The following is a 24,995-nucleotide window of genomic DNA, read 5'->3' on the forward strand; positions in this document are numbered from 1 at the left end:
TGGCGGCGAACGCGCCGCCTTTGCACAAACCATTGATGAAGATAGCGCGAGATCTGCCGGCGGCGGCACTCGTGTTAAAGGGAGAAGTGAATGTTCTCGAGACGTGAATTGCTCATGGCAGGTGCCGCGCTGTCTGCGATCGCAGGTTCCGGGCTTGCCGGCCGCTGGTCGCAGGCGGCCGCGCAGCAAGCCTTGACCGAGGATGGCCTTCTGGACTTTCAGTCGACCGGCAATGTCACCATCCTGCATGTCACAGACCTGCACGCCCAGCTGGTGCCGGTCTATTTCCGCGAACCCTCGATCAATCTCGGTGTCGGTGCCGTCGCCGGCCTTCCGCCGCATGTGAGCGGTGCCGATTTCCTCAAGCTCTACAACATCGAACCGGGCACGCCGGAAGCCTATGCGATGACCTCCGAGGATTATGTCGCGCTCGCCAAGAGTTACGGTAAAATGGGAGGGCTCGACCGCATCGCGACGATCGTCAAACGCGTCCGTGCCGAGCGCGGTGACAGTGTTTTGCTGCTCGATGGAGGGGACACTTGGCAGGGCAGCTATACCTCCCTGCAGACAAAGGGGCAGGACATGGTCGACGCCATGAACATGCTCCAGCCGGACGCCATGACGGGGCACTGGGAGTTTACCTACGGGACTGAGCGCGTTCAGGAGATCATCGAGGGACTGCCCTTCGCCTTTCTCGGCGGAAATATCTTCGATTCCGAATGGAACGAGCCAGCTTTCGAGGCCTACAAGATGTTCGAGAAGGGTGGCGCGAAGATCGCTGTTCTTGGGCAGGCCTTTCCCTATACGCCAATCGCCAATCCGCGCTGGATGTTCCCCGAATGGTCGTTCGGCATCCGCGAGGAGGAAGTGGCGAAGAATGTCGCGGCGGCACGGGCCGAGGGAGCCGATATCGTCGTGCTGCTGTCGCACAACGGCTTCGACGTCGATCGCGCCCTGGCCGCGCGTGTTCCGGGCATCGACATCGTCCTCGCCGGTCATACGCACGACGCGTTGCCCGAGCCGGTGATTGTCGGCCAGACACTGGTGATCGCCTCCGGCTCGCACGGGAAATTTCTCACGCGGCTCGATCTCGACGTGCAGGATGGCAAATTGAAATCCTATCGTCACCGCCTGATCCCCGTCTTCTCCGACGTTATCACGCCGGATGCCGACATGACGAAACTCATCGAGGGTATTCGCGCGCCGCATATGGCAGAGCTCAGCCGTGAACTGGCGACGGCGGAGAGCCTCCTCTATCGACGCGGCAATTTCAACGGCACGTTCGACGATCTCATCTGCGACGCCCTGCTTGAGGTCCGCGAAGCCGACATCGCGTTGTCGCCCGGCTTCCGCTGGGGCACCTCGGTCCTGCCGGGTCAGAAAATCACGGTCGAGGATGTGCACAATGCCTGCTCGATGACCTATCCGAGCGCTTACCGCTCAAACATGAGCGGTAAGATGCTGAAGGACATCCTAGAGGATGTTGCCGACAACCTGTTCAACAAGGATCCGTATTATCAACAAGGCGGGGACATGGTTCGCGTCGGCGGCATGGGCTACACGATCAATCCAAACGGTGACATGGGCAGCCGCATCTCGCAGATGACGATGCTGAAGACCGGCGAGGCGGTCGATCCGTCGAAAGACTATGTGGTTGCCGGATGGGCGTCGATCAACGAGGCGACCGAAGGTCCGCCGATCTGGGATGTCGTCGAGGATTATCTCAAAAACAACCCGGTGGTGAACCTGCAGGAAAACCGTTCCGTAAAGGTCGTTTGACGGTCGGGAATAGGGGCCGTGGAGCCGCGCAAGACTGCGACATAAAATATAGAAATAATGTGATGTTTGAATGTGAAGAAGATAAAGGAGGAGCCGATGGAAAATCCTGAAAACCCGAAACAGGTCGGGCGCCGCAGCTTCCTCAAGGGCGGGCTTATGGGGGGCGTCGCGCTCGCCGGTGCCGCGACCGCCGGGAAAGCGATGGCAGCCGGCGATCCGCTGATCACCGAAGTCCAGGACTGGAACCGCTACTTAGGCGATGGTGTCGATGCGAACCCTTATGGCACGCCATCTCAGTTCGAGGCGCACGTGGTGCGCAAGAACGTGCCATGGCTGACCTCGGATGCCATTTCGTCGATCAACTTCACGCCGCTGCACGCACTCGACGGTATCATCACACCGAACGGGCTGTGTTTCGAGCGTCATCACGGTGGTGTCGCGGTGATCGAGCCGACGGCTCATCGCCTGATGATCAACGGCCTGGTCGACAAGCCGCTCGTGTTCACCATGGATGACCTCAAGCGCTTCCCGCGCGAAAACAAGGTTTACTTCCTGGAATGCGCCGCCAACTCCGGCATGGAATGGCGTGGCGCCCAGCTCAATGGCTGCCAGTTCACCCACGGTATGTTGCATTGCGTGATGTACACCGGCGTGCCGCTGAGGACCATCCTTGCGGAAGCGGGCGTCAAGACCGAGGGCAGATGGCTGCTGGCAGAGGGTGCCGACGCCTCCGCGATGACGCGTTCGATCCCGATGGAAAAGGCGCTTGATGACTGCCTGGTGGCCTTCGGCATGAATGGCGAGGCTTTGCGTGCTGAGCAAGGCTATCCACTGCGTCTCGTCGTCCCCGGATGGGAGGGCAATATGTGGGTCAAATGGCTACGAAGGCTCGAGGTCGGCGATAAGCCCTGGCAGCAGCGCGAGGAAACCTCGAAATACACCGACCTTCTGCCGGATGGAAAATCGCGCCGGTTCACCTGGGCGATGGACGTGAAGTCTGTGATCACCAATCCAAGCCCCCAGGCGCCGATCAAACATGGCAAGGGACCGCTGGTCCTGAGCGGCCTTGCCTGGTCCGGCCAAGGCACCATCAAGCGGGTCGACGTAACGCTCGACGGCGGGAGGAACTGGCACACGGCCCGCCTTGACGGCCCGAGCCTGCCCAAGGCGCTGCATCGCTTCTACTACGAATTCGACTGGGACGGTTCCGAACTCTTCCTGCAGTCGCGGGCGATCGATGAGCAGGGCTTTATTCAACCGACCAAGGATCAGTTGCGCAGCGTGCGCGGCTCCAACTCCATCTACCACAACAATGGCATCCAGACGTGGTACGTCAACAAGGACGGAGGCATCGAGAATGTCGAAATTTCGTGATCCGCTGCTTCTGACCGCCGGACTGCTGCTTGCCTCGGCCCATCTCGCCGACGCGGGCGATGTCGACGCGGGCAAGAAGGTCTTTGCCAAATGTGCCGCCTGTCATGCGGTAGGTCAGAATGCCAAGCACAAGGTCGGGCCGGTGCTGAACGATGTCATCGGTCGCAAGGCCGGTACGGCCGAGGGGTACAACTACTCTCCGGCGATGGCGAAGGCCGGCGAGGGCGGGCTCGTATGGGATGACACCACCCTGCACGCTTACCTGGCCAAGCCCAGGGATGTCGTCAAGGGCACCAAGATGACCTTCGCAGGTCTGAAGAAGAGGGACGACGTCGACAATGTGATCGCCTATCTGGAGAGCTTCTCCACCGTCGCCGAGCCGGCTCAAAAGGCCTCGAAAGACGAAGAGGGCGCGGCACCGGCGGGAGCCAAATCAGCCGAGATAACGCAGGCTCAGCCTGCGGGCGGACAGTCTCAAACGGGCGAAAAACAACCGACCGAAAGCACTGGGACGCATTTCATGCTCGGCCGCGAGGCGACGCCGGAGGAGATCGCTGCCTGGGACATTGATGTTCGTCCCGATGGTCTCGGCTTGCCGGAGGGCCATGGCACGGTGGCTCAAGGAATGGCGATCTATGATGAGAAGTGCGCCGTTTGCCACGGTGACTTCGGCGAAGCCGTCGGACGTCGCCCGGTTCTGGCCGGCGGCCAGGGGACGCTGCAGGCCGATCGGCCGGAAAAAACCATCGGCTCCTTTTGGCCCTATCTTTCGACTGTCTACGACTATGTTCGTCGCGCCATGCCGTTCGGCGATGCCCGCTCGTTGTCCAACGACGACGTCTATGCGCTCACTGCCTATCTGCTCTACCTGAATGATGAAATCTCGGACGAGAATTTTGAGCTGTCGAAGGAGAACTTCGCCTCGATCAGACTGCCGAACGAGCCGAACTTCATCGATGACGATCGGCTTCAGGAGCCCTATTATGTCGACAAGTCGGAGCCTTGCATGACCGATTGCGCGCCCGGAAAGGCCACGATCAAGATGCATGCGGCGGTTCTCGACGTGACGCCTGAAGCTAAGGGCGGCGGTGAAGAGCCGACCGGCGGCGGGATCGAATAGCATCACCCAGCTGCGCGCGGCTGGACCTCCTAATGCGATCATGAAATGTCGCAGGCATCGGCGTCACTCCGCCAGCTTGGTCGCGCCGTCGATGATCTCCCGGGGAAGCGATAGGGACTGGCGCGCCGCGAGGTCGAAATAGACCGAGACGGCGAGCAGTTCGGCGCACAGCGCGCCACCTGCCTTGTTGGTCAGGCGATGGTGGGTCGAGAGTGAAGTGCGTCCGACCTTGACGATCGAGCTGCTGATCTCGAACAGGCTGCCGACCGGCAGCTCTTGGCGGAAATCGATCTCGTAGCGGCGATCGGCCCAGCCCTGTCGGCGTTCGCTGATCCAGGCTGCCGAATAACCGGCCGCTGCCATAAGATGCCACAGCGACTGGTCGAAGGCGGCGATGTAAAATTGCACGTTCATGTGCCCCATCGCGTCGCATTGCGCGGGGTAGACGACCCCTTGGTAGGTCAGGATTGTCATCGCCTTTTCTCCCTCTGTCTGGTAGCTGTGCCGGGCCCGGCTTGGATGATAAATCAATTTATGCAATAGTTGTAGCCACAAGCATTTTTGTAGGGAATGATGCGGCGATGGTTGGTCCGAGACGGCGTTTCGTTTGGGAATTGGACTGGAATCTTCTGCGCACCTTCATGGTGATCGTCCAGGAGAAGGGACTGACGGCGGCCGGAGACAAACTCTCGCTGAAGCAGCCGACCATCAGCAATGCCCTGCGGCGGCTCGAGATCCACATGGATTGCCGGCTTATCGAGCGCAATGCCTCGCATTTTTCCGTCACGCCGGCAGGCCAGCGGCTGTTTAGCGAGTGCGTCGCGCTGTTCGACATTGTCTCCGGCTTGCCGCAGCAGATGGAGGAACTGCCAGGCGATCTGACGGGGCATATCGATATTGCGCTTGCCAGCCATGTCGTCTGTCCTTTCTTCGACGAGGTTCTTGCCTCCTTCCACCGCGCCTTTCCGCAGGTGACTTTAGCGATGATGGTGGCGCCAAGTCGTGATGTAGCCACCGCCGTGGCGAACCGGGACGCCGGTTTTGGTCTCTGCCTGATGGAGGAGCGCCACCAGAAGCTCGAATATGAAGTGCTCTACCGCGAAGCTTTCGGATACTTCTGCGGCCCGCGCCATCCGCTGTTCGGTAGGCCCGACATTCCGCTTTCGGCGCTGCGCGATGAGCCCTATGTCTCGTTCAAGACTGATCAGATGACTGGAGCTCTCTGGCCTGTCGCGCTCCTGCGACAGCAAGAAGAATTCGCGGGTGTTGTCCTCGGCACCTCTTCCCATCTGGAGGAGGTCAAGCGCTTGATCATCGCCGGCTTCGGCTTCGGTCCGTTGCCGATCCATGTGGTCGAGGACGATGTCCGCGCCGGACGGCTCTGGCGATTGCCGCCCTATCAGAACGCCCCGGTCATCGACGTGCATCTCGTCTACGATCCGACCGCCCGCCGGGGACGGGCGGAGAGCATTCTTCTCGCCGAACTGCGCCAAGCGATCGGCTCGCAGCCGCTCGCCGAGCGCACCTATCCCGGCCCGGCGAGCGGTTCGGTTTAGCGCCTCAGACGGCTTTCGCACCGTAGCCGGTGAGAAAGGACGTGAGGTTGTCGCCGAGTTCGTCGCAAAGATAGCCGCCCTCCTGGACGATGACCGCCGGGCGTCCAAGCTTGGCAATCGCCTTGCCGATTAGCGCGAAGCCCGGTGTCGTGACCGAAAGCCCGCCGAACGGGTCTTTCTCGAAAGCGTCGAGTCCGAGTGCAATGACGATCGCGTCGGGGCTGAAGGCTTCGACCCGACGCAGGGCGGCGGACAAGGCTTCGAGATAGGCCGCATCATCTGATCTGCGTGGTAGCGGCAGATTGTAATTGTAGCCGAGGCCTAGTCCTTCACCGCGTTCGTCGGCATGGCCCCAGAAGAACGGATAGAAGCGGACCGGATCGGCGTGGATCGATACGGTCAGAACGTCGTTCCGTTCGTAGAAGACGCCCTGGGTGCCATTGCCATGGTGCAGGTCGACATCGATGATCGCCACCCGTTCAGCTGAGCGGCGCAGGCGTTGCGCGGCAATCGCCGAATTGTTGAAGAAGCAGAAACCACCGGCCACGTCGCGGAAGGCATGATGCCCCGGCGGACGGCAGAGCGCATAGGCCCAGGCGTCGCCTGCCATCACCGCATCGGCCGCCGATACAGCGCTCCAGGCGCTCCAGCAGGCGCTCTCCCAGGTTTCTGCCGAGATCGGGCAGGAGGTGTCGGCCATATGATAGCCGGCTTGGCCAACGGCCGAGGCCGGATAGGAACCCGCGCGGGCGATCGGATGAATGTTCGGGATGACTTCTTCAGAGGCGCCTTCGATATGCTGCCAGCGCTGGTAGATGCGCTTGAGGAAGTCGAGATATTCGGGCGTGTGGATAGCCGAGATTGGTCCCAGGCCATGGTCGGCCGGGCGGGCGACGTCGAGCCCTGCGGCTCTGGCGCCCTCCAGCAGGCGCTCGACGCGTTCCGGCTGTTCTGGATTGGGAAAACGACCACCGCTCGACAGGAAGAATTTCGGGTCGTGGCGTTTCTGTTCTGCTGCGTAAAAGGTCTTCATCTCTGCTCCAGTGGGTTTGTCGCCCGATGTGTCGCGCCGCCTGTTGCCGCCCTAGAAGGCAACCCGGTCGCCGCCCTTGAGGCCCAGCATCGTCCGGGCCTCCTCCGGTGTCGCCACGTCCAGCGACAGGCCTGCGAGGATGGCGCGAATTCGCCTGACCTGGGCGGCATTGGATGTTGCCAGTTCACGGCCGTCGTAGAGGCTGTCCTCCAGTCCGACGCGGACGCTGCCGCCCATGGTCGCCGCCATGGTGATCATCGGCATCTGGTGGCGGCCTGCCGCCAGCACGGAAAACCGGTAATCCTCACCGAACAGCTTGTCGGCGGTCCGTTTCATGTGGACGAGATTTTCCGGATCGGCGCCGATTCCGCCCAGGACGCCGAAGACGAACTGAATGAAAAGCGGCCCGGAAACGAGCCCGCGATCACGGAAGTGGGCCAGCGTATAGAGATGGCCGACGTCATAGCATTCGAACTCGAAGCGGGTGCCACAGCCTTCGCCCAGTCGCTTCAGGATCGCTTCGATGTCGGCGAATGTATTCTTGAACATCGTGCCGCGTGTCGCTTCGAGCAGTGCCGGCTCCCAAGCGTGCTGCCATTCGCGGGGCCGGTCAAGTGCCGGATAGAGGCCGAAATTCATCGAGCCCATGTTGAGCGAGCACATCTCCGGCTCGGCCGAAACGGCTGCCGCCAGCCGTTCGTCGACCGACATCACCGATGATCCTCCGGTGGAAATGTTGATGACAGCATCACAGGCCTGCTTGATCACGGGCAGGAAGCGCATGAAGACGGCCGGATCGGCCGTCGGGCGCCCGTCTTCCGGATCGCGCGCATGCAGATGCAGAATAGAGGCGCCGGCCTCGGCGGCTTCGATCGATTGCGTCGCAATGTCCTCCGGCCGGTAAGGCAGGTGCGGCGACATGGAGGGCGTGTGAACCGAACCGGTGACGGCGCAGGTGATGATGACTTTTTTCGATTTCATGATGACCTGATTATCGGCTGGAGGGATCAAGGGCGCGGTCGAGCACATTGCGGGTGACGCGCTCGACCATCGCGTCCTGGCGCAGGAGCCCGGCGATCCATTCGGTGGAACCGATATGGAAGACTTGGCCTTCGCCCTTGGGGAAATTGACGATCATGCCGCAGCCGCGCTTGACCTTCTCAAGGTTCTCGTCGCTGCGCGAACCGTAGAGGGTCTCGGCGACGAAACGGCCGTCCTCGTCGGTCAGGAACTGGTCCTCGACGGCGATGTCGGCGCTCTCCTCGACCAGCGAAGTCATGCCGAGCGCAAGGATCTCTAGGCCCTCCGGCACGATGTCCTCGCCACCTGGTTCGGGCAGGCCGTTGCGGATTACATAGTCGAGCCCGTCGACTTCATAGCCGAAGACATGGCTCTCCGCGCCGAGGAGATCGCCGTAATAGATGCCGGTCCCGGCAAAGGCCCAATGGCCGGGACGGTAGACCGGGAAACCGCGGGCGCCGCGCGGAGCGCAACCGCCCCAGCCGGCGTAGAGACCGCGGGTGGCATTGAGGCCGAAGCTCAGTGCGCCGGGGCGCCCGATTTCGGGAGCCTCCCAGGAATTCGTGGCGCGCGTGATGTCACCGCCTGCATAGGCCGGATCCTCGGCGCGCGCCCGATACTTGTAGCAGACCTGGGTGCGCCCCTCGTCTTCGAGCCGCGTCTGCCACATGAAGTTGCCGGCAAAGCGAGCGGCGAAGCCGCCGCGCTCGACAAAACGGTCGACCGCATCGCGCATTTCCCAGGTCCAGTATTCGTCATGGCCGACGAAGACGGCACAGTCGTAATCGTCGAGAATTTCCGGGCGGAAATGCAGCTCGTGCTGGCTGGCAAGATCGATCGCATAGCCGGCTCGCTCGGCCCAGCGGAAGAAATGGCTGTCATAGCTTGCCCAGCCTGAAGAGGCGTATTTCTTGGAATGGCCGGTCGAATAGGCCCATTCCATATGCGGATAGCGTGGTGCGACCGCCGGCGGCGTCTCGACCTCGAGCGGCACGCGCGGCGCTCCCTGAGGCAGCACGACGAAGCCGCGGCACCACGGTCGCTGGGTGCTGACTCGCGTCGCATACTGGTCGCGGTTCGGCCCGGTGATCCCCTGGTAGTGGTTGGAGCCGCCCCAGGTGTTGTAGGAGGTCCACGTGCCGGTGGCGGCGACTTGCAGGATGCGCCCCGGCTTGGCGCCAGCGGCCGGGCAAAGAATGAAAAGGTGATGAGCTTGGATAGGCTTTCCGTCGCGGCCTTCGGCTGTCAGCGTCAGCCGATAGGCACCGGACGTCCAGTCCGTCGGAATGCGGAAGGAATGGCTCTGCCGCCAGCCGCAGCCCTCGACCGAACATTGGTCCGGGGTCTCCTGCCAGGCAGTCGCAATGGCGGAAATGGTCAGCATGTGCTGCTCGGTTGCGCCATCGCGAAGGACGTCGATGTCACAGGATGCGGCCGTCGAGCTGATGAACAGCGTCACCTCGTCGCCGGGCACATAGGAGAAACGGTCGGAATAGCACCAGATTTCGCCGCGCTCTCCGTCCATGCCGGGATGTTCGTAGTAGTGTCCGAGCACCGCTTCGCGGCGCTGGGCTTCGGTCAGGCCGAAATCGGGAAACTCAGCTTTTGCCATGCTTGTTCTACCCTCCTGTAATCAGGCGTTGAGGAACTTGCGGAGGAATGTTCGGGTCCGCTCTTGTTTCGGATTGCTGAACAACTCGTCAGGCGTCCCCTCCTCAACCACCGCACCATCGGCCATGAACAGCACCTTGTCGGCGACTTCGGCGGCAAAGCGCATCTCGTGGGTGACGATAACCATCGTCATGTGTTCGCTGGCGAGTTGTTTCATCACCAGGTTGACCTCATCGACCAGTTCCGGATCGAGCGCGGAAGTGGCTTCGTCGAACAGCATGACCTTTGGCTGCATGGCGAGCGCCCGGGCGATCGCGACACGCTGCTTCTGGCCGCCGGAGAGACGTGCGGGATAGGCGTCGATCTTGTCAGCAAGGCCGACCTTGTCGAGCATTTTCAGCGCCAGTTCCCGCGCCTTGTCCCTGGCCATGCCCTTGAGCTTGACAGGGGCGATGGTGATGTTGTCGGCGACGCTCAGGTGCGGAAAAAGGTTGAAGTGCTGGAACACCATGCCCATTTGCTGGCGCACCTGGTTGATGTGGCGCTCGAAGGCGCGACGTTCGAGCTTCTGGTTGGCCTGCACGCCGTCGAGCCAGACCTCGCCGCCATCGAGCGTTTCGAGGTGGTTGATGGAGCGGAGAAGTGTGCTCTTGCCCGAGCCGCTGGGGCCGATCACCGCGATGATCTGGCCACGCGCCACGCTGAGATCAATGCCTTTGAGGACCTCCAGGGGACCGTAGGATTTGCGGGCGCCACGCACCTCGATCATCGGACGCATATCGTTCATCGCGAAAGCTCCACTTTCCGTTCGATCCGGCGCAGGACGGCCTCGAGGATCAGGTTGAGACTGTAGTAACAGGCGGCGGCCGTGAGGTAGAATTCGAATGGCCGGTAGGTTTCGCTGATGGCGAGCTGTGCGGTGTGCACGAGTTCGGCGATGCCGATCATCGAGACGATCGACGACTCCTTGAGAAGTGCGATCATCATGTTGCCGATAGCCGGCAAGGTGCTGCGTACCGCCTGCGGCACAACGATGTAGAAGAGCGTCTGCCAGCGACTGAAACCGAGTGAGCGGGCGGCTTCTGTCTGGCCCTTGTCGAGCGCGACGATGCCGGAACGGAAAATATCGGCATTGTAGACTGCGAAATGCAGGGAAAGTCCGATAATGCCGGACCAGATGGCCGGAATGTCGATGCCGATCTGAACGAGGCCGAAATAGATGAGGAAAAGCTGCAGCAGCAGCGGCGTTCCCATGAACATCCACATGAACAGTCGTAGCGGATAGCGCACGATTGCCGCGCCGTAGAGCACCAGCAGCGCGAAGACAACCCCGGCAATGATGCTGAGCGCCGCCGAGACCGTGGAGAGCACGACTGTCCACCACAGTCCTTCGAGGATGAGCGTCCAGTAGGGCGGAACAACGCTGAAATCGAGACCTTGCATTGTTCAAGCCTCTTCCGCATAGCGTCGATCGAGCGCGCCAGTCAGCAGCGTCAGCCCGTAGACCAGAATCATGTAGAGAACCGCAGTGACCGAGAAAATCTCGAACGGTTTGTAGGTCGAGCCGATGAACCGCTGCGCTGTGTAGGTGAGTTCGACCACCGAAATGGTTGCAACAAGCGCCGTCCCCTTGACCAGCGCCACAGCATTGACTCCAAGCGGGCGGATCATCAGCTTGGCTGCCTGCGGCAGCACGATCCAGCGCATAGCCTGGCCGGAGCCGAAACCGAGCGAGCGAGCGGCCTCCATCTGGCCGCGGTCGACGGCGAGAATGCCGCCTCGGATCGATTCGGCCATATAGGCGCCTATATTGAGACCAAGCGCGATCGCGCCGGCCGCGAACGGCTCAAGCTGGATGCCGACCTGCGGCCCGCCGAAATAGAGCAGGAATATCTGGATCAAAGCCGGCGTACCGCGAAAGATGCTGACATAAGCCGCGCCAAGAAAGCGGACTACGGCGATATGTGATAAGCGCGCCGCGGTGATGATCGAAGCAACGCCAAGACCGATCGTAATCGAGATCACCGAGATCTCGACCGTGGTCAAAGCGGCCTCGATGAAGACCGGAAAGATGCGGAGAATAAGAGCGAAGTCCATCCCGAAACCCTGTGTCGAGCGAGCGTCAAGCCCAGCCACACGCTATCTCCAACCGGAGCGAACGCGGCGGCCATGGGGCGACAAAGCAGGTTGGCGGGCGGGGCCCTATGGTCCCGCCCCAGTCGATGGCGATCAGCGGATATCCGCACCGATCCACTTCATCGAGATGGCCTCATAGGTGCCGTCCGCCATCATATCGTCGAGCGCCTTCTGCATAGCTGCCTTGAGCTCGGGATTGTTCTTGCGAATGGCGATACCGATGTTGACGGCGCCACCATCGATCTCGGAAGTCTCAAGTTTGCGGACCTTCGCACCGTTGTCCTTGATGGCGACCATGACTGGAATGCTATCGACGGCGATAGCGTCGACACGCCCGGCCTGCAGTTCCAGGAAGAGTTCCGGCAGACCCTTGTAGGTACGGATTTCCCAGCCGCCGCGCTCGCGCGCCCACTTCTCGTGGGTTTCTCCGAGGGTGACGCCGATGGTCTTGCCTTTCAGGTCGTCGAGGGATTGCACGGCAGAACCCTCGGCGACGAAGATGCCTCGACCCGAGCGATAGTAAGGACCGACGAAGTCGACGGCCTTTTCCCGTTCAGGGGTGATAGTCATGCTGCCGATGACAGAGTCGTACTTGTTGGAGAGCAGACCGGCAATGATGCCGTCCCACGCGGTGGAGATGTTCAAGCCCTTGACGCCGAGACGCTTGGCGATCTCGTTGCCGATGTCAACGTCGAAGCCGATCACTTCGTTCTGGTCGTTGACGAAACTGAAGGGCGGATAGGCGCCGCTATTGGCAAACTTGAACTCGCCGGCGGTCTTGATGCTCTCCAGGTCGTCGGCGGCGGCCATGGACGGTAGCGCGACCGCGGCGATCGAAAGGCCGGCAGCCAGGGCATAGGACAAAATAGCTTTTAACACGAACGTTCCCCTTTTTTGGTTTTCGGCGACCGCCAGTGTCAGCGAGACGGCGACCACAGACGGGTAGGATCTCTCGGGAGTATTCATTAATCAAATAGATAGACTAAATAACAAGCATAGGTTTGAAGAATGTTTCGCCTGGCGCACCGACGAAGCGTCCGACTGCAATACTCCCATGTAGCCCGGTCACGGCGACGGTTACGCCTTGCGCGATCCGCACGCGCCTGAAATAGCTGCCGCGCGAGCACGCGAGGCCGAAGTGATTTCGGAGGCGCCCATGCGCTCCCCGTGTCATTTCCGGCATCGCTTTCACATCGTCCCAATGGCGAGGCGAAGTCGGTCAGGCTCTCGGGAGCATGTTCGGAATTGACATGCAAGCGCAGTGCTGGAGGAGGCGAATGAATGAATGACAAGCTGTTTCTTTCGATCGGTGAGGCAATGGTGGAGCTGTCGCAGGCCGATGCCGGCTTGTGGCGCATGGGGTATGCCGGAGACACGTTGAACACGGCCTGGTATGTCCGGGCTTGCCTCCCGCCGGAATGGGAAGTCGCCTATTTCACGCGGCTTGGTGCTGATCCGTTTTCCGAAAGCATGCTGGAGTTCTTGAAGGCCAACGAGATTGCCACGCGCTTCATCACGCGTGATCCGGAGCGCACGGTCGGCCTTTACTCGATCGAACTGCATGATGGCGAGCGCAGCTTTTCTTACTGGCGTGGCCAGTCCGCGGCACGTCGCCTGGCCGACGACGAGGAAGCGCTCGCGGCTGCGATATCACAGGCAGACGTCGTCTATTTCTCAGGCATCACGCTCGCGATTCTCGAGCCGTCCCGCCGCGGTGCGCTCCTCCGGTTGGTGGGCGAAGCCAGGGCTGCCGGCAAGACGACGGTCTTCGACCCGAATATCCGGCCCAGACTCTGGGAAGATGCCGACGTGATGCGCGATGGCCTGTCGCGCGCGGCGAAGGTGGCATCGATCGCGCTGCCGAGCTTCGATGATGAGGCAAGTGTCTTCGGCGATGCCAGCATTGAGCAATGCGCGGCCCGATGGCTGCGCTCGGGTGCCGGCGAAGTCGTGGTGAAAAATGGCGGTGGTCCAGTCGCGATCTCAACGGCAGACGGTTCTATCTTGACCTTGAGCTTTGCCAGCGTGAAGCCGGTCGACAGCACCGGAGCGGGCGATTCCTTCAACGGCGGTTATCTCGCGGCGCGTCTCAATGGTCACGCGCCGGAGACGGCTGCGGTTCAGGGCCATCGGGTTGCGGCGCAGGTCATTTGCCGTCCCGGTGCGCTCGTGCCGCAGGATGAAATCCAGCTCTCATGAAGGTCGCACCGATCGCGTGCCTCCAGAATAGTCTTGACATGGGTCAATTGTGCTTCGCGTGCTTGTGATAGCTTATCCCCATTCCACACAGGAGAGGGGGATACCTCATGAGATACATCAAGACACTGGTAGCAACCGCAATTGCCGTTGTTCCGATGATTTTCGGCATGGCGGCCGTTGCGCCGGCGATGGCGCAGAGTGGCATGACCTGCGAACAGCTCTGGTACCAGCGCAACGCGATTTATGCGGCCAAGGGATACTGTTTCAAGACACAGCGCGCCCGCAATGTTTTTGGCCGTGGTTGCTTCCCGCCCTATGGCAAGCTGACGCCGAGTGAGCAGCGTCAGGTGAGCGACATCGAGCGCTGGGAGGTTTACCAGGGTTGTCGCTGATCCGCTTAAGCAAGGCTTGGCCCACGGATACAGCGTCAGTTGTGCTGGCGCCGTGTCCGCGCGGGATGGAGATCAAATGATGTTTGTCACCTGAGCGCGGGTGAGTGGTATTGCCCGATTTTCATTTTCCCTTAGGATCAATCAAAACGAAAAGGGGAGTGTCGATGCTGTTCACCAGCCGCCAGGCGGAAATCATGACTCTTGCGAAGGCCGAGGGGCGGGTCACGGTGGATGAGCTGGCCGCACGCTTTGCCGTGACGCCGCAGACCATCCGCAAGGATCTCAACGATCTGTGCGACGGAAAGGCACTCACCCGCATTCATGGCGGGGCGCTCTTTCCAAGCGGCAACGAAAACGTCAAGTACGAGGCGCGCCGTTCGATGGCTGCGCCTGAGAAGCAGGCGATCGGTCGCGCCGCGGCTGCGCTCATTCCTGACAACTCCTCGCTCTTCATCAATATCGGCACGACGACAGAAGCAGTCGGAGAGGCATTGGTCGACCACCGCGAACTGATGGTCATCACCAACAATATCAATGTCGCCAATCGCTTGCGCGTCTTTCCCTCGATCGAGGTGGTCATTGCTGGCGGCGTGGTGCGTGGCTCAGATGGCGGCATCGTCGGCGAGGCTGCAGTGGATTTCATCCGGCAGTTCAAGGTCGATTTCGCTGTGATCGGGGTATCCGCTATTGACGAGGACGGCGCCCTTCTTGATTTCGACTATCGCGAGGTCAAGGTCGCCCAGGCGATCATTGCCAATGCCCGCCATGTCATTCTGGTGTCGGATGCTTCCAAGTTCGAGCGCACCGCCCCGGTTCGCATAGGCCACATTTCCCAGGTTCATACCTTCATTACCGACCATTGTCCCGTCGAATCAATCCGCCGGATCTGCGCCGAGAGTGATGTGCAACTTATCGAGACCGAGGGCGTCTCGCTTCGGGTGACAGGAAGTTGAGAACTTTTCTTTGATCTTCGTTTGACATTCGTTTTTCTTTCGATTTAGATGCCCCATCTTTCGTAATTGCCTGCTGTTGTGCAATGCGAAAAGGGGGGGCGAATGCAGGTCGAGACAGTTTTCGACATTTTTGTCATCGGTGGCGGAATCAACGGCTGCGGCATCGCTCGTGACGCTGTCGGTCGTGGTTACTCGGTCGCGCTCGCCGAGATGAACGATTTTGCCTCGGGCACTTCCTCCGGCGCCACCAAGCTCATTCATGGTGGTCTGCGCTATCTCGAGTACTACGAATTCCGCCTGGTGCGCGAGGCGCTGATGGAGCGCGAAGTGCTGTGGGCCATGGCGCCCCACGTGATCTGGCCGCTGCGGTTCGTCCTGCCTTTCCAGAGGGGCGGTATCCGCCCGGCCTGGCTGATCCGCCTCGGCCTCTTTCTTTATGACCACCTCGGTGGCCGTAAGCTGCTGCCGGCGACAAGGACACTCGACCTTCGCCGTGATCCGGCAGGAAAGCCGCTAAAACCGATATTTTCCAAGGCCTTCGAGTATTCCGACGGTTGGGTCGACGATGCTCGCATGGTGGTCCTCAATGCCCGCGATGCGGCTGATCGCGGTGCGACGATCCTGAGCCGCACCAAGGTCACCTCGGCCCGCCGCGAGAACGGGTTGTGGGCCGTCACGGTGCGGGATCAGGCGACGGGCCGGACGCAGAGCTTCCGCGCGCGCATGCTGGTCAATGCCGCCGGCCCCTGGGTCGACCAGGTGCTTGCCGGCGCCTTCGGCCGCAACAATGTCCATAACGTCCGCCTCGTTCAGGGCAGCCATATCATCGTCAAGAAGAAATTTACCGATCCGCGTGCCTATTTCTTTCAGAATCCGGACAATCGCATCATTTTCGCAATCCCGTATGAAAATGACTTCACTTTGATAGGCACGACGGACCGTGATTATACTGACGATCCGAAAAATGTGAAAATAAGCGAAGCGGAAATCGCGTATCTCTGCAACGCGGCCAGCGAATATTTCGCAGAGTCGGTGAAGAAGGACGACATCGTCTGGAGCTACTCGGCCGTGCGCCCGCTCTATGATGATGGAGCATCAAAGGCCCAGGAAGCAACCCGTGACTATGTGCTGAAGCTTGACCGTGCGCCGGAAGAAGCCCCGCTTCTCAATGTGTTCGGCGGAAAGCTCACGACCTATCGCCGCTTGGCCGAACATGCGCTTGAGAAGATCGGCGAGGTGATCGGCGTCCGGGGGAGCCCGTGGACGGCGAAGAGCAGGCTGCCCGGCGGCGATTTCGAAGTGACCGCCTATCTGGCGGAAGTCGACAAGCTGTTGAAAGCCTATCTCTTCCTCGAGCGCAGCCACGCCGAGCGACTGGTCCGCTGCTATGGCACGAATGCAAAGGAAATCCTTGCCGGCGCATCGCGGGCCGAGGACATGGGGCGACATTTCGGCGGTTCGCTTTACGAATGCGAAGTCCGCTGGCTGGTCGACCGGGAATGGGCTCGTAGCGCAGAAGACGTGCTGTGGCGCCGCACGAAACAGGGGTTGTTCCTGACGGCTGGGGAGGCCGCGGAACTTGAGAAATACATGGCGGTTGCCATCGTTCATTGAGGATGAGCGACTGCCGGAAGATCGCTGAAGGTTCGGAGGAGGCCTAAGGAATACATGCTTGAATTGCGCAATGTGTCGAAGATGTCAGGCGGGGGTTATCATATCCACCCGACCGATCTCGCGTTCAAGCGGGGGACGCTGAACGTATTGCTCGGGCCGACGCTGTCCGGCAAGACCTCCCTGATGCGACTGATGGCCGGGCTCGACAAGCCGACGGAAGGCAGCATCCATTTCGACGGCGAGGATGTGACCGGCGTGCCGGTGCAGAAGCGCAACGTCGCGATGGTCTATCAGCAGTTCATCAATTATCCGGCGCTGACCGTTTACGAGAATATCGCCTCGCCGATGCGCATTGCCGGCAAGGACAAGGGGACGATTGACAGGGAAGTCCGCAAGGCCGCCGAACTCCTGCGCCTGACTCCCTATCTTGATCGCACCCCGCTTAATCTGTCGGGTGGTCAGCAGCAGCGTACGGCGCTCGCCCGCGCCATTGTCAAGAATGCCAATCTGGTGCTGCTCGACGAACCGCTGGCCAACCTCGATTACAAGCTGCGCGAGGAACTCCGCGAGGAACTGCCAAAGATCTTTGCCGAATCCGGTGCGATTTTCGTCTATGCGACGACCGAACCCTCCGAGGCGCTGCTGCTGGGCGGCAATACTGCGACGCTCAGCCAGGGCCGAGTGACCCAGTTCGGCGAGACCATCAAGAGCTACCGCAATCCGGTCGATCTGCTGACCGCAAAAACCTTTGCTGATCCACCGCTCAATACCATCGAGTTGGTCAGGTCCGGAGATGCCCTGACGCTGAACGGCCAGGCAGTTATTCCCCTGCCGGTGCATCTCTCGGGCATTCCCGAGGGGCCGATGACGATCGCCTTCCAACCGCATCACCTTTTCCTGTCAGCACTGGGGGGGGCATCGGCGGCGCTCAGCGCGCGAACCCTGGTGTCGGAAATCGCTGGCTCGGAGAGCTTTATTCATCTGGATTATGCCGGTGCCCGCTGGGTGATGCTGGCGCACGGCATTCACGATATCGACCCGGACCAGACCATCGAGGTTTATCTCGATACTCGGCATCTGATGGCTTTCGACCAGCAGACCGGGCGTTCGCTGGCCGGTGCCGGCCACGCAGCGGATTGAGGGAGACGGGACCATGGCACGCATCAATCTCGACCATATCCGCCACGCCTATAGCGCCAAGGCCAAGGCAGCCGGCGATTATGCGCTGAAGGAAGTGCATCATGAATGGGAAGATGGTGGCGCCTATGCGCTGCTCGGCCCGTCCGGCTGCGGCAAGACCACACTGCTCAACATCATTTCAGGGCTGTTGCAGCCGTCCGACGGGCGGATCGAATTCGACGGCGTCGATGTGACCCGGCTATCGACCCAGCAGCGCAACATTGCCCAGGTGTTCCAGTTTCCGGTCGTCTACGACACGATGTCTGTATTCGATAATCTGGCGTTTCCGCTCCGCAACCGGCGTGTGCCGGAAGCGGAGGTTACCGCTCGGGTCAACGAAATCCTGGCGATGATCGACCTTGCCGATATGGCGAGGCAGAAGGCACAGGGGCTGACTGCAGACCAGAAGCAGAAAATCTCGCTCGGTCGCGGGTTGGTGCGCGCCGACGTCAACGCCATTCTGTTCGACGAGCCGCTGACGGTCATTGATCCGCACATGAAATGGGTGCTGCGCTCGCAGCTGAAGCGGCTGCATCGGCATTCCGGCTTCACTATGGTCTATGTCACGCACGACCAAACCGAAGCGCTAACCTTCGCCGACAAAGTCGTTGTCATGTATGACGGAGAGATTGTGCAGATCGGCACTCCGGCGGAACTGTTCGAGCGACCCAGCCATACGTTTGTCGGCTATTTCATCGGCTCGCCCGGCATGAACCTGATGCCGGTCCGGATTGACGGGACGAGCGCCGTTGTCGGCGACCAGACAATTGCGCTTTCCGGGCCCCCGAAGGTTGCCGGTGCAGTCAAGACCGAACTGGGCATCCGTCCGGAATTCATCCGTCTCGGACGGGAAGGGATGCCGGTTTCGATCAGCAAGGTCGAGGATATCGGTCGGCAGAAGATCGTACGCGCCGTGTTTTGCGGCGAGCCACTGGCGATCGTTGTCCCGGAAGACAGCGAAATCCCGGCAGAGGCGCGGGTGACGTTCGATACGGATGCTATGGGGATCTATGCCGATAGCTGGCGTGTAGGGATGGGGGGCTGATTATGGAGAAGACCTGGAACAACAAGGCCTGGTTCATGGTACTGCCGGTGCTGTTGCTGGTGGCCTTCTCGGCAGTCATTCCGTTGATGACGGTGGTCAACTATTCAGTACAGGACACCTTCGGCAACAATCAGTTCTTCTGGGCCGGCACCGATTGGTTCGTCCAGCTTCTGCATTCCGACCGCTTCTGGGAGGCTCTCGGGCGCAATCTCATCTTCTCGGTGATCATTCTGGTGGTCGAGATACCGCTCGGCATTGTGATTGCTCTCAACATGCCGAAAAAGGGGCTCGGAGTTCCAGTCTGCCTGGTGTTGATGGCGCTACCGCTGCTGATCCCATGGAACGTGGTCGGGACCATCTGGCAGGTCTTTGGCCGCGTCGATATCGGCCTGCTCGGCAATGTCCTCTATTCGCTCGGTATCGACTACAACTATGTCGGCAATGTTTCGGATGCCTGGATCACTCTGATCGTCATGGATATCTGGCACTGGACCAGCCTTGTCGTGTTGCTGTGTTATGCTGGTCTCGTCTCCATTCCGGATGCCTATTTCCAGGCGGCCAAGATCGATGGCGCTTCGCGCTGGTCGGTGTTCCGTTACATCCAGTTGCCGAAGATGAAGCGCGTGCTGCTGATCGCCGTGCTGCTGCGTTTCATGGACAGCTTCATGATCTACACCGAGCCCTTCGTGGTGACCGGCGGCGGGCCGGGCAACTCGACGACCTTCCTGTCGATCGATCTTGTCAAGATGGCGATCGGGCAGTTTGATCTCGGGCCGGCGGCTGCCATGTCGCTTGTCTACTTCCTCATCGTGCTTCTGCTGTCGTGGATCTTCTACACGATCATGACCAGCAGCGACGTGCAGGTTTAAGAGGGAGGGTGAGCCATGAACACAAACACACAAGCAAAACAGGCCGAAGGACACAGCCTTTCCTGGCTCGTCCCGACCATCTACATCCTCTTCCTGTTGCTGCCGATCTACTGGCTGCTCAACATGAGCTTCAAGACCAATACGGAGATCACCGGCAGCTTCTCGCTCTACCCGCATAATCCGACATTGCGGAACTATGCGGTGATCTTCACCGATCCGTCCTGGTACAAAGGCTACATCAACTCGATCATCTATGTGGTCATGAACACCGTGATTTCGGTCACCGCCGCTCTGCCAGCGGCTTACGCTTTCTCGCGTTACCGTTTTCTCGGCGATAAGCATTTGTTCTTCTGGCTCCTGACCAACCGCATGGCCCCGCCGGCGGTGTTCGCCTTGCCGTTCTTCCAGCTCTATTCCGCCTTCGGACTGATCGATACCCATATCGCCGTTGCCCTGGCGCACTGCCTGTTCAATGTGCCGCTGGCGGTCTGGATCCTGGAAGGTTTTATGTCGGGCGTGCCGAAGGAGATTGATGAGACGGCCTATATCGACGGCTATTCATTCCCGAGATTTTTCGTGAGAATTTTCGTGCCGCTGATCGCATCCGGCATCGGCGTCGCCGCCTTCTTCTGCTTCATGTTCTCCTGGGTGGAACTGCTGATCGCGCGGACGCTGACGACAACCGATGCCAAGCCGATTGCCGCGATCATGACCCGCACGGTCTCCGCATCGGGCATGGACTGGGGTGTTCTGGCGGCGGCCGGCGTTCTCACCATCATTCCAGGCGCGATCGTCATCTATTTCGTCCGAAACTACATTGCCAAGGGCTTCGCGCTCGGTCGCGTTTGAACAAGGGGAGGCTTGTTATGGATTTCTCATGGATGGCCTGGACCCTGCCGACGGCTCTGTTCTTTGTCGCGATCTTCGCCCTGATCGCGGGCATGGCGGTCTGGGAATATTTCTCACCCGGCGGCAATCCGCGTGTCGGCATATTGCACTTTGAGACGACACGCGGCGATCGGCTGTTCGTGTCGCTGCTCGGTTCGGCATTCATTCATCTCGCATGGCTGGGGCTGGGAGGCCCCAGCCTGTGGTGGGCTCTCGCCCTTTCGGTGGTCTACGCGATCGGCGTATTCCGTTTCGTCTGAGAGGCAAGCCAAGACGGATGGCGGGGTTTGATCGTCATCCAAGACTGAAAACTGCAATCGCAAACCCTTGGGAGGAAACTAATGCGAAAGCACTTACTCACAACGACGGCAGCGATGCTGCTGGCCTATACCGGTTCGGCATTCGCCGGCATGGATGAGGCAAAGCAATTCCTGGATGCCGAGATCGGCGATATGTCGACGCTCTCGCGCGCAGATCAGGAAAAAGAAATGCAGTGGTTCATCGATGCCGCCAAGCCTTTCGCCGGCATGGATATCAAGGTCGCATCCGAGACCCTGACCACGCATGAATATGAATCCAAGACGCTGGCTGCCGCCTTCACGGCGATCACAGGCATCAAGGTGACGCATGATCTGATCGGCGAAGGTGACGTGGTTGAAAAGCTGCAAACGCAGATGCAGACCGGCGAAAACATCTACGACGCCTATGTCAACGACTCGGACCTGATCGGCACCCATTGGCGCTACCAGCAAGCCCGCAGCCTGACCAAATGGATGGCGAACGAGGGCAAGGACGTCACCAATCCGATGCTTGACCTCGACGACTTCATCGGTCTGAAATTCACTACTGCGCCGGATGGTGACCTCTACCAGCTGCCCGACCAGCAGTTCGCCAACCTCTACTGGTTCCGTTACGATTGGTTCAGCGACGAAAAGAACAAGGCCGACTTCAAAGCCAAGTACGGTTACGATCTGGGTGTTCCGGTCAACTGGTCGGCCTACGAGGACATCGCCGAGTTCTTCACAGGCCGCGAGATCGACGGCAAAAAGGTCTATGGACACATGGACTACGGCAAGAAGGACCCGTCGCTCGGCTGGCGCTTCACCGACGCCTGGCTTTCCATGGCCGGCAATGGTGACAAGGGTCTGCCGAACGGTCTGCCGGTCGACGAATGGGGCATCAAGGTCGATGAGAATTCGCGCCCGGTCGGCTCCTGCGTTGCCCGCGGCGGCGATACCAATGGTCCGGCTTCCGTCTACGCCATCCAGAAATATCTCGACTGGATCAAGGCCTATGCGCCGGCTGCCGCGGAAGGCATGACCTTCTCGGAATCCGGTCCGGTTCCGGCTCAGGGTGAAATCGCCCAACAGATGTTCATGTACACGGCGTTCACCGCCGACATGGTCAAGGATGGTCTGCCGGTGGTCAATGCCGACGGCACACCGAAGTGGCGCTTCGCTCCGAGCCCGCACGGTGTCTACTGGAAGGACGGCATGAAGCTAGGCTACCAGGACGTGGGTTCCTGGACGCTGATGAAATCCACCCCGGACGACCGCGCCAAGGCCGCATGGCTCTATGCTCAGTTCGTCACCTCGAAGACGGTCGATGTGAAGAAGAGCCATGTCGGCCTTACGCTCACCCGCGAATCGACGATCCAGGACAAGAGCTTCACCGAGCGTGCTCCGAAGCTCGGTGGTCTGATCGAGTTCTATCGTTCGCCGGCGCGTGTTCAGTGGTCGCCGACCGGTACCAACGTGCCGGACTATCCGAAGCTCGCCCAGCTGTGGTGGCAGGCGATCGGCGACGCATCCTCGGGTGCCAAGACCGCGCAGGAAGCGATGGACTCGCTGTGCGCGGAGCAGGAAAAGGTCATGGCCCGCATTGAGCGCTCCGGTATCCAGGGCGACATCGGCCCGAAGCTCGCCGAAGAGCATGATCTGGCGTACTGGAATGCCGATGCCGTCGCCAAGGGCAACCTTGCGCCGCAGCTGAAGATCGAGAACGAGAAAGAAAAGCCGATGACCGTCAACTATGATGAACTGGTCAAGAGCTGGCAGAAGTAGTCTCGCCTCGTTCGCATGACAAAAGACCGGGGCGCGAACCATGCGCCCCGGTCTTCATCCAAGGAGGCACATCCCGATGAGCGGATATATTCTGGCAATTGACCAGGGAACCACGTCGACCCGGTCCATGGTCTTCGACCAGGACATGCGTATCGTCGGGGTCGCCCAGCAGGAATTCACCCAGTTCTTTCCCGATTCGGGCTGGGTCGAGCATGAGGCCGAGGAGATCTGGCATAGCGTGCTTTCGACGACACGCATGGCCGTTGCCAAGGCAGGAATTACCCTGCGCGACGTCACTGCAATCGGCATCACCAATCAGCGCGAAACCGCCGTTGTCTGGGACCGCAAGACCGGCGAGCCGCTCCATCGCGCCATCGTCTGGCAGGACCGCCGCACTGCGCGCTTCTGCGAGGAGCTTAAGGCGAAGGGCCTGGAGCCGCTCTTCACCGAAAAGACCGGCCTGCTGCTTGATCCCTATTTTTCCGGCACGAAGCTGGCCTGGATGCTCAATTCGGTCCCAGGATTGCGTGCCCGCGCCGAGAAGGGCGAAGTGTGCTTCGGTACGGTTGATAGCTGGCTTATCTTCAAGATGACTGCCGGCCGCGTCCATGCCACGGATGCCACCAATGCGTCGCGCACGCTGATCTACGACATCGGCGAAAACCGGTTCGACGACGCGCTTCTCGACATTCTGTCCATCCCTCGCGCCATGCTGCCCGAGGTCAAGGACTGTGCCGATGATTTTGGTGTGACCGACCAGGAGGCCTTCGGCGCCGAGATCCCGATCCTCGGTGTGGCCGGGGACCAGCAGGCGGCCGTCATCGGCAACGCCTGCTTTGAGCCGGGTATGATGAAGTCCACTTATGGCACCGGCTGTTTCGCGTTGCTGAACACCGGCACGGATCGCGTCTCTTCCTCCAACCGGTTGCTGACAACGATCGCCTATCGCCTGAACGGCGAAACCACCTATGCGCTGGAAGGCTCGATTTTCGTCGCCGGTGCCGCCGTGCAGTGGCTGCGCGATAGCCTTGGTTTCATCGGCAGTTCGGCCGAGACAGACGGACTGGCTGCCAAGGCCGATCCGCACCAGCGTGTCTATCTGGTTCCAGCCTTCACCGGGCTTGGTGCCCCCTATTGGGATGCCGAGGCCCGTGGCGCCATGTTCGGCATGACCCGCAACACCGGGCCGGCCGAGTTTGCCCGCGCAGTACTCGAAAGTGTCGCCTACCAGACCTATGATTTGCTTGAGGCTATGAAGAAGGACTGGGACGGGGCGAGTGAGAAAACCGTTCTGCGCGTCGATGGCGGCATGGTCGCCTCGAACTGGACGATGCAGCGTCTTGCCGACATTCTTGCCAGCCCGGTCGATCGTCCGCAGATCCTTGAGACAACGGTCCTGGGGGCGGCCTGGCTCGCCGGCTCCCGCGCCGGCATATGGCCTGATCAAAAAGGCTTCGCCGAACATTGGAAACGTGATCGGCGCTTTGAGCCAGAGATGGCCGATAAAGAGCGTCAGGAAGCAATCGCCGGGTGGCGCGATTGTGTGTCACGCTGTCTCACCCAACGGGGCTGAAAAGTGGTACCGGCACGGCCATAAGGCTATTGCCGTGCGTGTCGCGAGGCGCAAACCACCTTGGTGGGCAAGGTGACCCTTGAGCCAGACTTAGGCGACGGCCACCGCAATGGTGATCAACAGATCGGAGCTTCAGGTTTCATCATCTCGTTGCGGTGAGTTCGGACCATGGTGCTTGCCAGAGGTGTCAGGTGGCAAGGCGCATGACGGCGAGATAGCCGGCGGTTGCGGCAATCCCGGTCAGGAAGCTGCCCCATGCCATGTCAATCACGGTAACCGGGATAGACCAGCCCCTGAGCGTCGCGAGATTGGTCATGTCATAGGTGCCATAGGCGATCAGGCCAAGCAGCGCACCGCCGGCGACTGCCGTCAGCCAGTTGCCGCCGGCGACGGCCGGTATGACGGCGAAATAGACGATGCCGGCGACATAGAAGAGGTAAAACAATCCGGCTGCGGCGAAGTTGGGCGCCGCCAGCAAAAGCTCGCCGATGTGGCGCCGGTAGAAGCCGATGGCGATCCGCGACAGCCAGAGATAATCCAGCCCGAAAAAGACGAGGGCGGTGGCAGCATAAGCGATGACATACATCATGG

Annotated in this window: 24 protein-coding genes; 15 read left to right on the plus strand and 9 right to left on the minus strand. The window is 60.5% G+C overall.

Annotated elements, in window-relative coordinates; all coding sequences use genetic code 11:
- Positions 1 to 90 precede the first annotated feature (90 nt).
- From soxB to RNA01_RS10980, 3 genes are all read left to right on the plus strand, one after another.
- Positions 91 to 1,779 carry a thiosulfohydrolase SoxB gene (gene soxB / locus RNA01_RS10970; protein ID WP_147180250.1) on the plus strand — a complete coding sequence of 563 codons (1,689 nt, stop codon included), beginning with the start codon at positions 91 to 93 and terminating at the stop codon, positions 1,777 to 1,779.
- A 96-nt stretch (positions 1,780 to 1,875) separates the two neighbouring features.
- Positions 1,876 to 3,153 carry a sulfite dehydrogenase gene (soxC, locus tag RNA01_RS10975; protein WP_147180251.1) on the plus strand — a complete coding sequence of 426 codons (1,278 nt, stop codon included), beginning with the start codon at positions 1,876 to 1,878 and terminating at the stop codon, positions 3,151 to 3,153.
- Positions 3,137 to 4,273, plus strand: a complete 1,137-nt coding sequence (locus tag RNA01_RS10980; RefSeq protein ID WP_147180252.1) for a c-type cytochrome — start codon at positions 3,137 to 3,139, stop codon at positions 4,271 to 4,273. Before soxC ends, RNA01_RS10980 begins: the two co-directional genes overlap by 17 nt.
- Before the next feature lie 63 nt (positions 4,274 to 4,336).
- Here RNA01_RS10980 and RNA01_RS10985 read toward each other — a convergent pair whose 3' ends face one another.
- Positions 4,337 to 4,747 carry an acyl-CoA thioesterase gene (locus RNA01_RS10985; protein WP_147180253.1) on the minus strand — a complete coding sequence of 137 codons (411 nt, stop codon included), beginning with the start codon at positions 4,745 to 4,747 and terminating at the stop codon, positions 4,337 to 4,339.
- A 107-nt stretch (positions 4,748 to 4,854) separates the two neighbouring features.
- On the opposite strand from RNA01_RS10985, the gene RNA01_RS10990 reads away from it, so the two are divergent.
- Positions 4,855 to 5,829, plus strand: coding sequence for a LysR family transcriptional regulator (locus RNA01_RS10990; RefSeq protein WP_147180254.1), 975 nt, complete (start codon positions 4,855 to 4,857; stop codon positions 5,827 to 5,829).
- A 4-nt stretch (positions 5,830 to 5,833) separates the two neighbouring features.
- Here the strand turns inward: RNA01_RS10990 and RNA01_RS10995 are convergent, their stop codons facing one another.
- The 7 genes from RNA01_RS10995 to RNA01_RS11025 all read right to left on the minus strand — a co-directional run bounded on the left by RNA01_RS10995 (position 5,834) and on the right by RNA01_RS11025 (position 12,496).
- Positions 5,834 to 6,862, minus strand: coding sequence for a histone deacetylase family protein (locus RNA01_RS10995; protein WP_147180255.1), 1,029 nt, complete (start codon positions 6,860 to 6,862; stop codon positions 5,834 to 5,836).
- 51 nt (positions 6,863 to 6,913) lie between these two features.
- Positions 6,914 to 7,843: a 3,5-dioxohexanoate:acetyl-CoA acetone transferase gene (kce, locus tag RNA01_RS11000; protein WP_147180256.1), complete on the minus strand. Its 930-nt coding sequence runs from the start codon at positions 7,841 to 7,843 to the stop codon at positions 6,914 to 6,916.
- Positions 7,844 to 7,853: 10 nt separating this feature from the next.
- Entirely contained in the window at positions 7,854 to 9,494 is a 1,641-nt protein-coding gene (locus tag RNA01_RS11005) for a N,N-dimethylformamidase beta subunit family domain-containing protein (RefSeq protein ID WP_147180257.1), read from the minus strand.
- A 21-nt stretch (positions 9,495 to 9,515) separates the two neighbouring features.
- A complete protein-coding gene (locus RNA01_RS11010) occupies positions 9,516 to 10,262 on the minus strand; it encodes an amino acid ABC transporter ATP-binding protein (RefSeq protein ID WP_170253431.1) in 747 nt (248 codons plus the stop codon).
- Positions 10,263 to 10,276: 14 nt separating this feature from the next.
- Positions 10,277 to 10,936 (minus strand): amino acid ABC transporter permease, encoded by a 660-nt coding sequence (locus RNA01_RS11015; protein ID WP_147180259.1) that lies wholly within the window; start codon positions 10,934 to 10,936, stop codon positions 10,277 to 10,279.
- 3 nt (positions 10,937 to 10,939) lie between these two features.
- Entirely contained in the window at positions 10,940 to 11,590 is a 651-nt protein-coding gene (locus tag RNA01_RS11020; RefSeq protein WP_147180370.1) for an amino acid ABC transporter permease, read from the minus strand.
- A 132-nt stretch (positions 11,591 to 11,722) separates the two neighbouring features.
- Positions 11,723 to 12,496, minus strand: coding sequence for an ABC transporter substrate-binding protein (locus RNA01_RS11025; RefSeq protein WP_235916586.1), 774 nt, complete (start codon positions 12,494 to 12,496; stop codon positions 11,723 to 11,725).
- A gap of 414 nt (positions 12,497 to 12,910) precedes the next feature.
- Here RNA01_RS11025 and RNA01_RS11030 point away from each other — a divergent pair, with 414 nt between their 5' ends.
- From RNA01_RS11030 to glpK, 11 genes are all read left to right on the plus strand, one after another.
- On the plus strand, positions 12,911 to 13,828 hold the full coding sequence (locus tag RNA01_RS11030) for a sugar kinase (protein WP_147180260.1): 918 nt from the start codon (positions 12,911 to 12,913) through the stop codon (positions 13,826 to 13,828).
- Between the two features lie 107 nt (positions 13,829 to 13,935).
- A complete protein-coding gene (locus tag RNA01_RS11035) occupies positions 13,936 to 14,220 on the plus strand; it encodes a YARHG domain-containing protein (protein WP_147180261.1) in 285 nt (94 codons plus the stop codon).
- Between the two features lie 164 nt (positions 14,221 to 14,384).
- On the plus strand, positions 14,385 to 15,173 hold the full coding sequence (locus RNA01_RS11040) for a DeoR/GlpR family DNA-binding transcription regulator (protein WP_147180262.1): 789 nt from the start codon (positions 14,385 to 14,387) through the stop codon (positions 15,171 to 15,173).
- 102 nt (positions 15,174 to 15,275) lie between these two features.
- Positions 15,276 to 16,787: a glycerol-3-phosphate dehydrogenase gene (gene glpD, locus RNA01_RS11045; RefSeq protein WP_147180263.1), complete on the plus strand. Its 1,512-nt coding sequence runs from the start codon at positions 15,276 to 15,278 to the stop codon at positions 16,785 to 16,787.
- A gap of 54 nt (positions 16,788 to 16,841) precedes the next feature.
- The gene (locus RNA01_RS11050) at positions 16,842 to 17,927 is read left to right on the plus strand and encodes an ABC transporter ATP-binding protein (RefSeq protein ID WP_147180264.1); all 1,086 of its coding nucleotides are present in this window, start codon (positions 16,842 to 16,844) and stop codon (positions 17,925 to 17,927) included.
- Between the two features lie 13 nt (positions 17,928 to 17,940).
- Positions 17,941 to 19,011: an ABC transporter ATP-binding protein gene (locus RNA01_RS11055; RefSeq protein ID WP_147180265.1), complete on the plus strand. Its 1,071-nt coding sequence runs from the start codon at positions 17,941 to 17,943 to the stop codon at positions 19,009 to 19,011.
- A 2-nt stretch (positions 19,012 to 19,013) separates the two neighbouring features.
- Positions 19,014 to 19,880, plus strand: coding sequence for a carbohydrate ABC transporter permease (locus RNA01_RS11060; RefSeq protein WP_147180266.1), 867 nt, complete (start codon positions 19,014 to 19,016; stop codon positions 19,878 to 19,880).
- A 15-nt stretch (positions 19,881 to 19,895) separates the two neighbouring features.
- Entirely contained in the window at positions 19,896 to 20,729 is an 834-nt protein-coding gene (locus RNA01_RS11065) for a carbohydrate ABC transporter permease (protein WP_147180267.1), read from the plus strand.
- A 17-nt stretch (positions 20,730 to 20,746) separates the two neighbouring features.
- Positions 20,747 to 21,028, plus strand: coding sequence for a DUF2160 domain-containing protein (locus RNA01_RS11070; RefSeq protein WP_147180268.1), 282 nt, complete (start codon positions 20,747 to 20,749; stop codon positions 21,026 to 21,028).
- 81 nt (positions 21,029 to 21,109) lie between these two features.
- The gene (locus RNA01_RS11075) at positions 21,110 to 22,831 is read left to right on the plus strand and encodes an ABC transporter substrate-binding protein (protein WP_147180269.1); all 1,722 of its coding nucleotides are present in this window, start codon (positions 21,110 to 21,112) and stop codon (positions 22,829 to 22,831) included.
- A 76-nt stretch (positions 22,832 to 22,907) separates the two neighbouring features.
- On the plus strand, positions 22,908 to 24,404 hold the full coding sequence (gene glpK / locus RNA01_RS11080) for a glycerol kinase GlpK (protein ID WP_147180270.1): 1,497 nt from the start codon (positions 22,908 to 22,910) through the stop codon (positions 24,402 to 24,404).
- Positions 24,405 to 24,591: 187 nt separating this feature from the next.
- On the opposite strand, the gene RNA01_RS11085 is transcribed toward glpK, so the two are convergent.
- Positions 24,592 to 24,993: a DUF2177 family protein gene (locus RNA01_RS11085; protein WP_147180271.1), complete on the minus strand. Its 402-nt coding sequence runs from the start codon at positions 24,991 to 24,993 to the stop codon at positions 24,592 to 24,594.
- Positions 24,994 to 24,995: the final 2 nt, after the last annotated feature.

The sequence above is a fragment of the Paenirhizobium naphthalenivorans genome (assembly GCF_007992095.1).
In the GTDB taxonomy this organism is placed as follows: Bacteria; Pseudomonadota; Alphaproteobacteria; order Rhizobiales; family Rhizobiaceae; genus Allorhizobium; species Allorhizobium naphthalenivorans.

Bases quoted from the DNA above. Each gene is read 5' to 3' on its own strand.
- RNA01_RS11020 (WP_147180370.1), bottom strand. From the start codon at position 11,590: ATGGACTTCGCTCTTATTCTCCGCATCTTTCCGGTCTTCATCGAGGCC.
- soxB (WP_147180250.1), top strand. From the start codon at position 91: ATGTTCTCGAGACGTGAATTGCTCATGGCAGGTGCCGCGCTGTCTGCG.
- kce (WP_147180256.1), bottom strand. From the start codon at position 7,843: ATGAAATCGAAAAAAGTCATCATCACCTGCGCCGTCACCGGTTCGGTT.
- glpK (WP_147180270.1), top strand. From the start codon at position 22,908: ATGAGCGGATATATTCTGGCAATTGACCAGGGAACCACGTCGACCCGG.
- RNA01_RS10990 (WP_147180254.1), top strand. From the start codon at position 4,855: ATGGTTGGTCCGAGACGGCGTTTCGTTTGGGAATTGGACTGGAATCTT.
- RNA01_RS11070 (WP_147180268.1), top strand. From the start codon at position 20,747: ATGGATTTCTCATGGATGGCCTGGACCCTGCCGACGGCTCTGTTCTTT.
- RNA01_RS11035 (WP_147180261.1), top strand. From the start codon at position 13,936: ATGAGATACATCAAGACACTGGTAGCAACCGCAATTGCCGTTGTTCCG.
- glpD (WP_147180263.1), top strand. From the start codon at position 15,276: ATGCAGGTCGAGACAGTTTTCGACATTTTTGTCATCGGTGGCGGAATC.
- RNA01_RS11075 (WP_147180269.1), top strand. From the start codon at position 21,110: ATGCGAAAGCACTTACTCACAACGACGGCAGCGATGCTGCTGGCCTAT.
- RNA01_RS11050 (WP_147180264.1), top strand. From the start codon at position 16,842: ATGCTTGAATTGCGCAATGTGTCGAAGATGTCAGGCGGGGGTTATCAT.
- RNA01_RS11015 (WP_147180259.1), bottom strand. From the start codon at position 10,936: ATGCAAGGTCTCGATTTCAGCGTTGTTCCGCCCTACTGGACGCTCATC.
- RNA01_RS11085 (WP_147180271.1), bottom strand. From the start codon at position 24,993: ATGATGTATGTCATCGCTTATGCTGCCACCGCCCTCGTCTTTTTCGGG.
- RNA01_RS11065 (WP_147180267.1), top strand. From the start codon at position 19,896: ATGAACACAAACACACAAGCAAAACAGGCCGAAGGACACAGCCTTTCC.
- soxC (WP_147180251.1), top strand. From the start codon at position 1,876: ATGGAAAATCCTGAAAACCCGAAACAGGTCGGGCGCCGCAGCTTCCTC.
- RNA01_RS11030 (WP_147180260.1), top strand. From the start codon at position 12,911: ATGAATGACAAGCTGTTTCTTTCGATCGGTGAGGCAATGGTGGAGCTG.
- RNA01_RS11055 (WP_147180265.1), top strand. From the start codon at position 17,941: ATGGCACGCATCAATCTCGACCATATCCGCCACGCCTATAGCGCCAAG.
- RNA01_RS11060 (WP_147180266.1), top strand. From the start codon at position 19,014: ATGGAGAAGACCTGGAACAACAAGGCCTGGTTCATGGTACTGCCGGTG.
- RNA01_RS10995 (WP_147180255.1), bottom strand. From the start codon at position 6,862: ATGAAGACCTTTTACGCAGCAGAACAGAAACGCCACGACCCGAAATTC.
- RNA01_RS10985 (WP_147180253.1), bottom strand. From the start codon at position 4,747: ATGACAATCCTGACCTACCAAGGGGTCGTCTACCCCGCGCAATGCGAC.
- RNA01_RS10980 (WP_147180252.1), top strand. From the start codon at position 3,137: ATGTCGAAATTTCGTGATCCGCTGCTTCTGACCGCCGGACTGCTGCTT.
- RNA01_RS11040 (WP_147180262.1), top strand. From the start codon at position 14,385: ATGCTGTTCACCAGCCGCCAGGCGGAAATCATGACTCTTGCGAAGGCC.
- RNA01_RS11005 (WP_147180257.1), bottom strand. From the start codon at position 9,494: ATGGCAAAAGCTGAGTTTCCCGATTTCGGCCTGACCGAAGCCCAGCGC.
- RNA01_RS11010 (WP_170253431.1), bottom strand. From the start codon at position 10,262: ATGATCGAGGTGCGTGGCGCCCGCAAATCCTACGGTCCCCTGGAGGTC.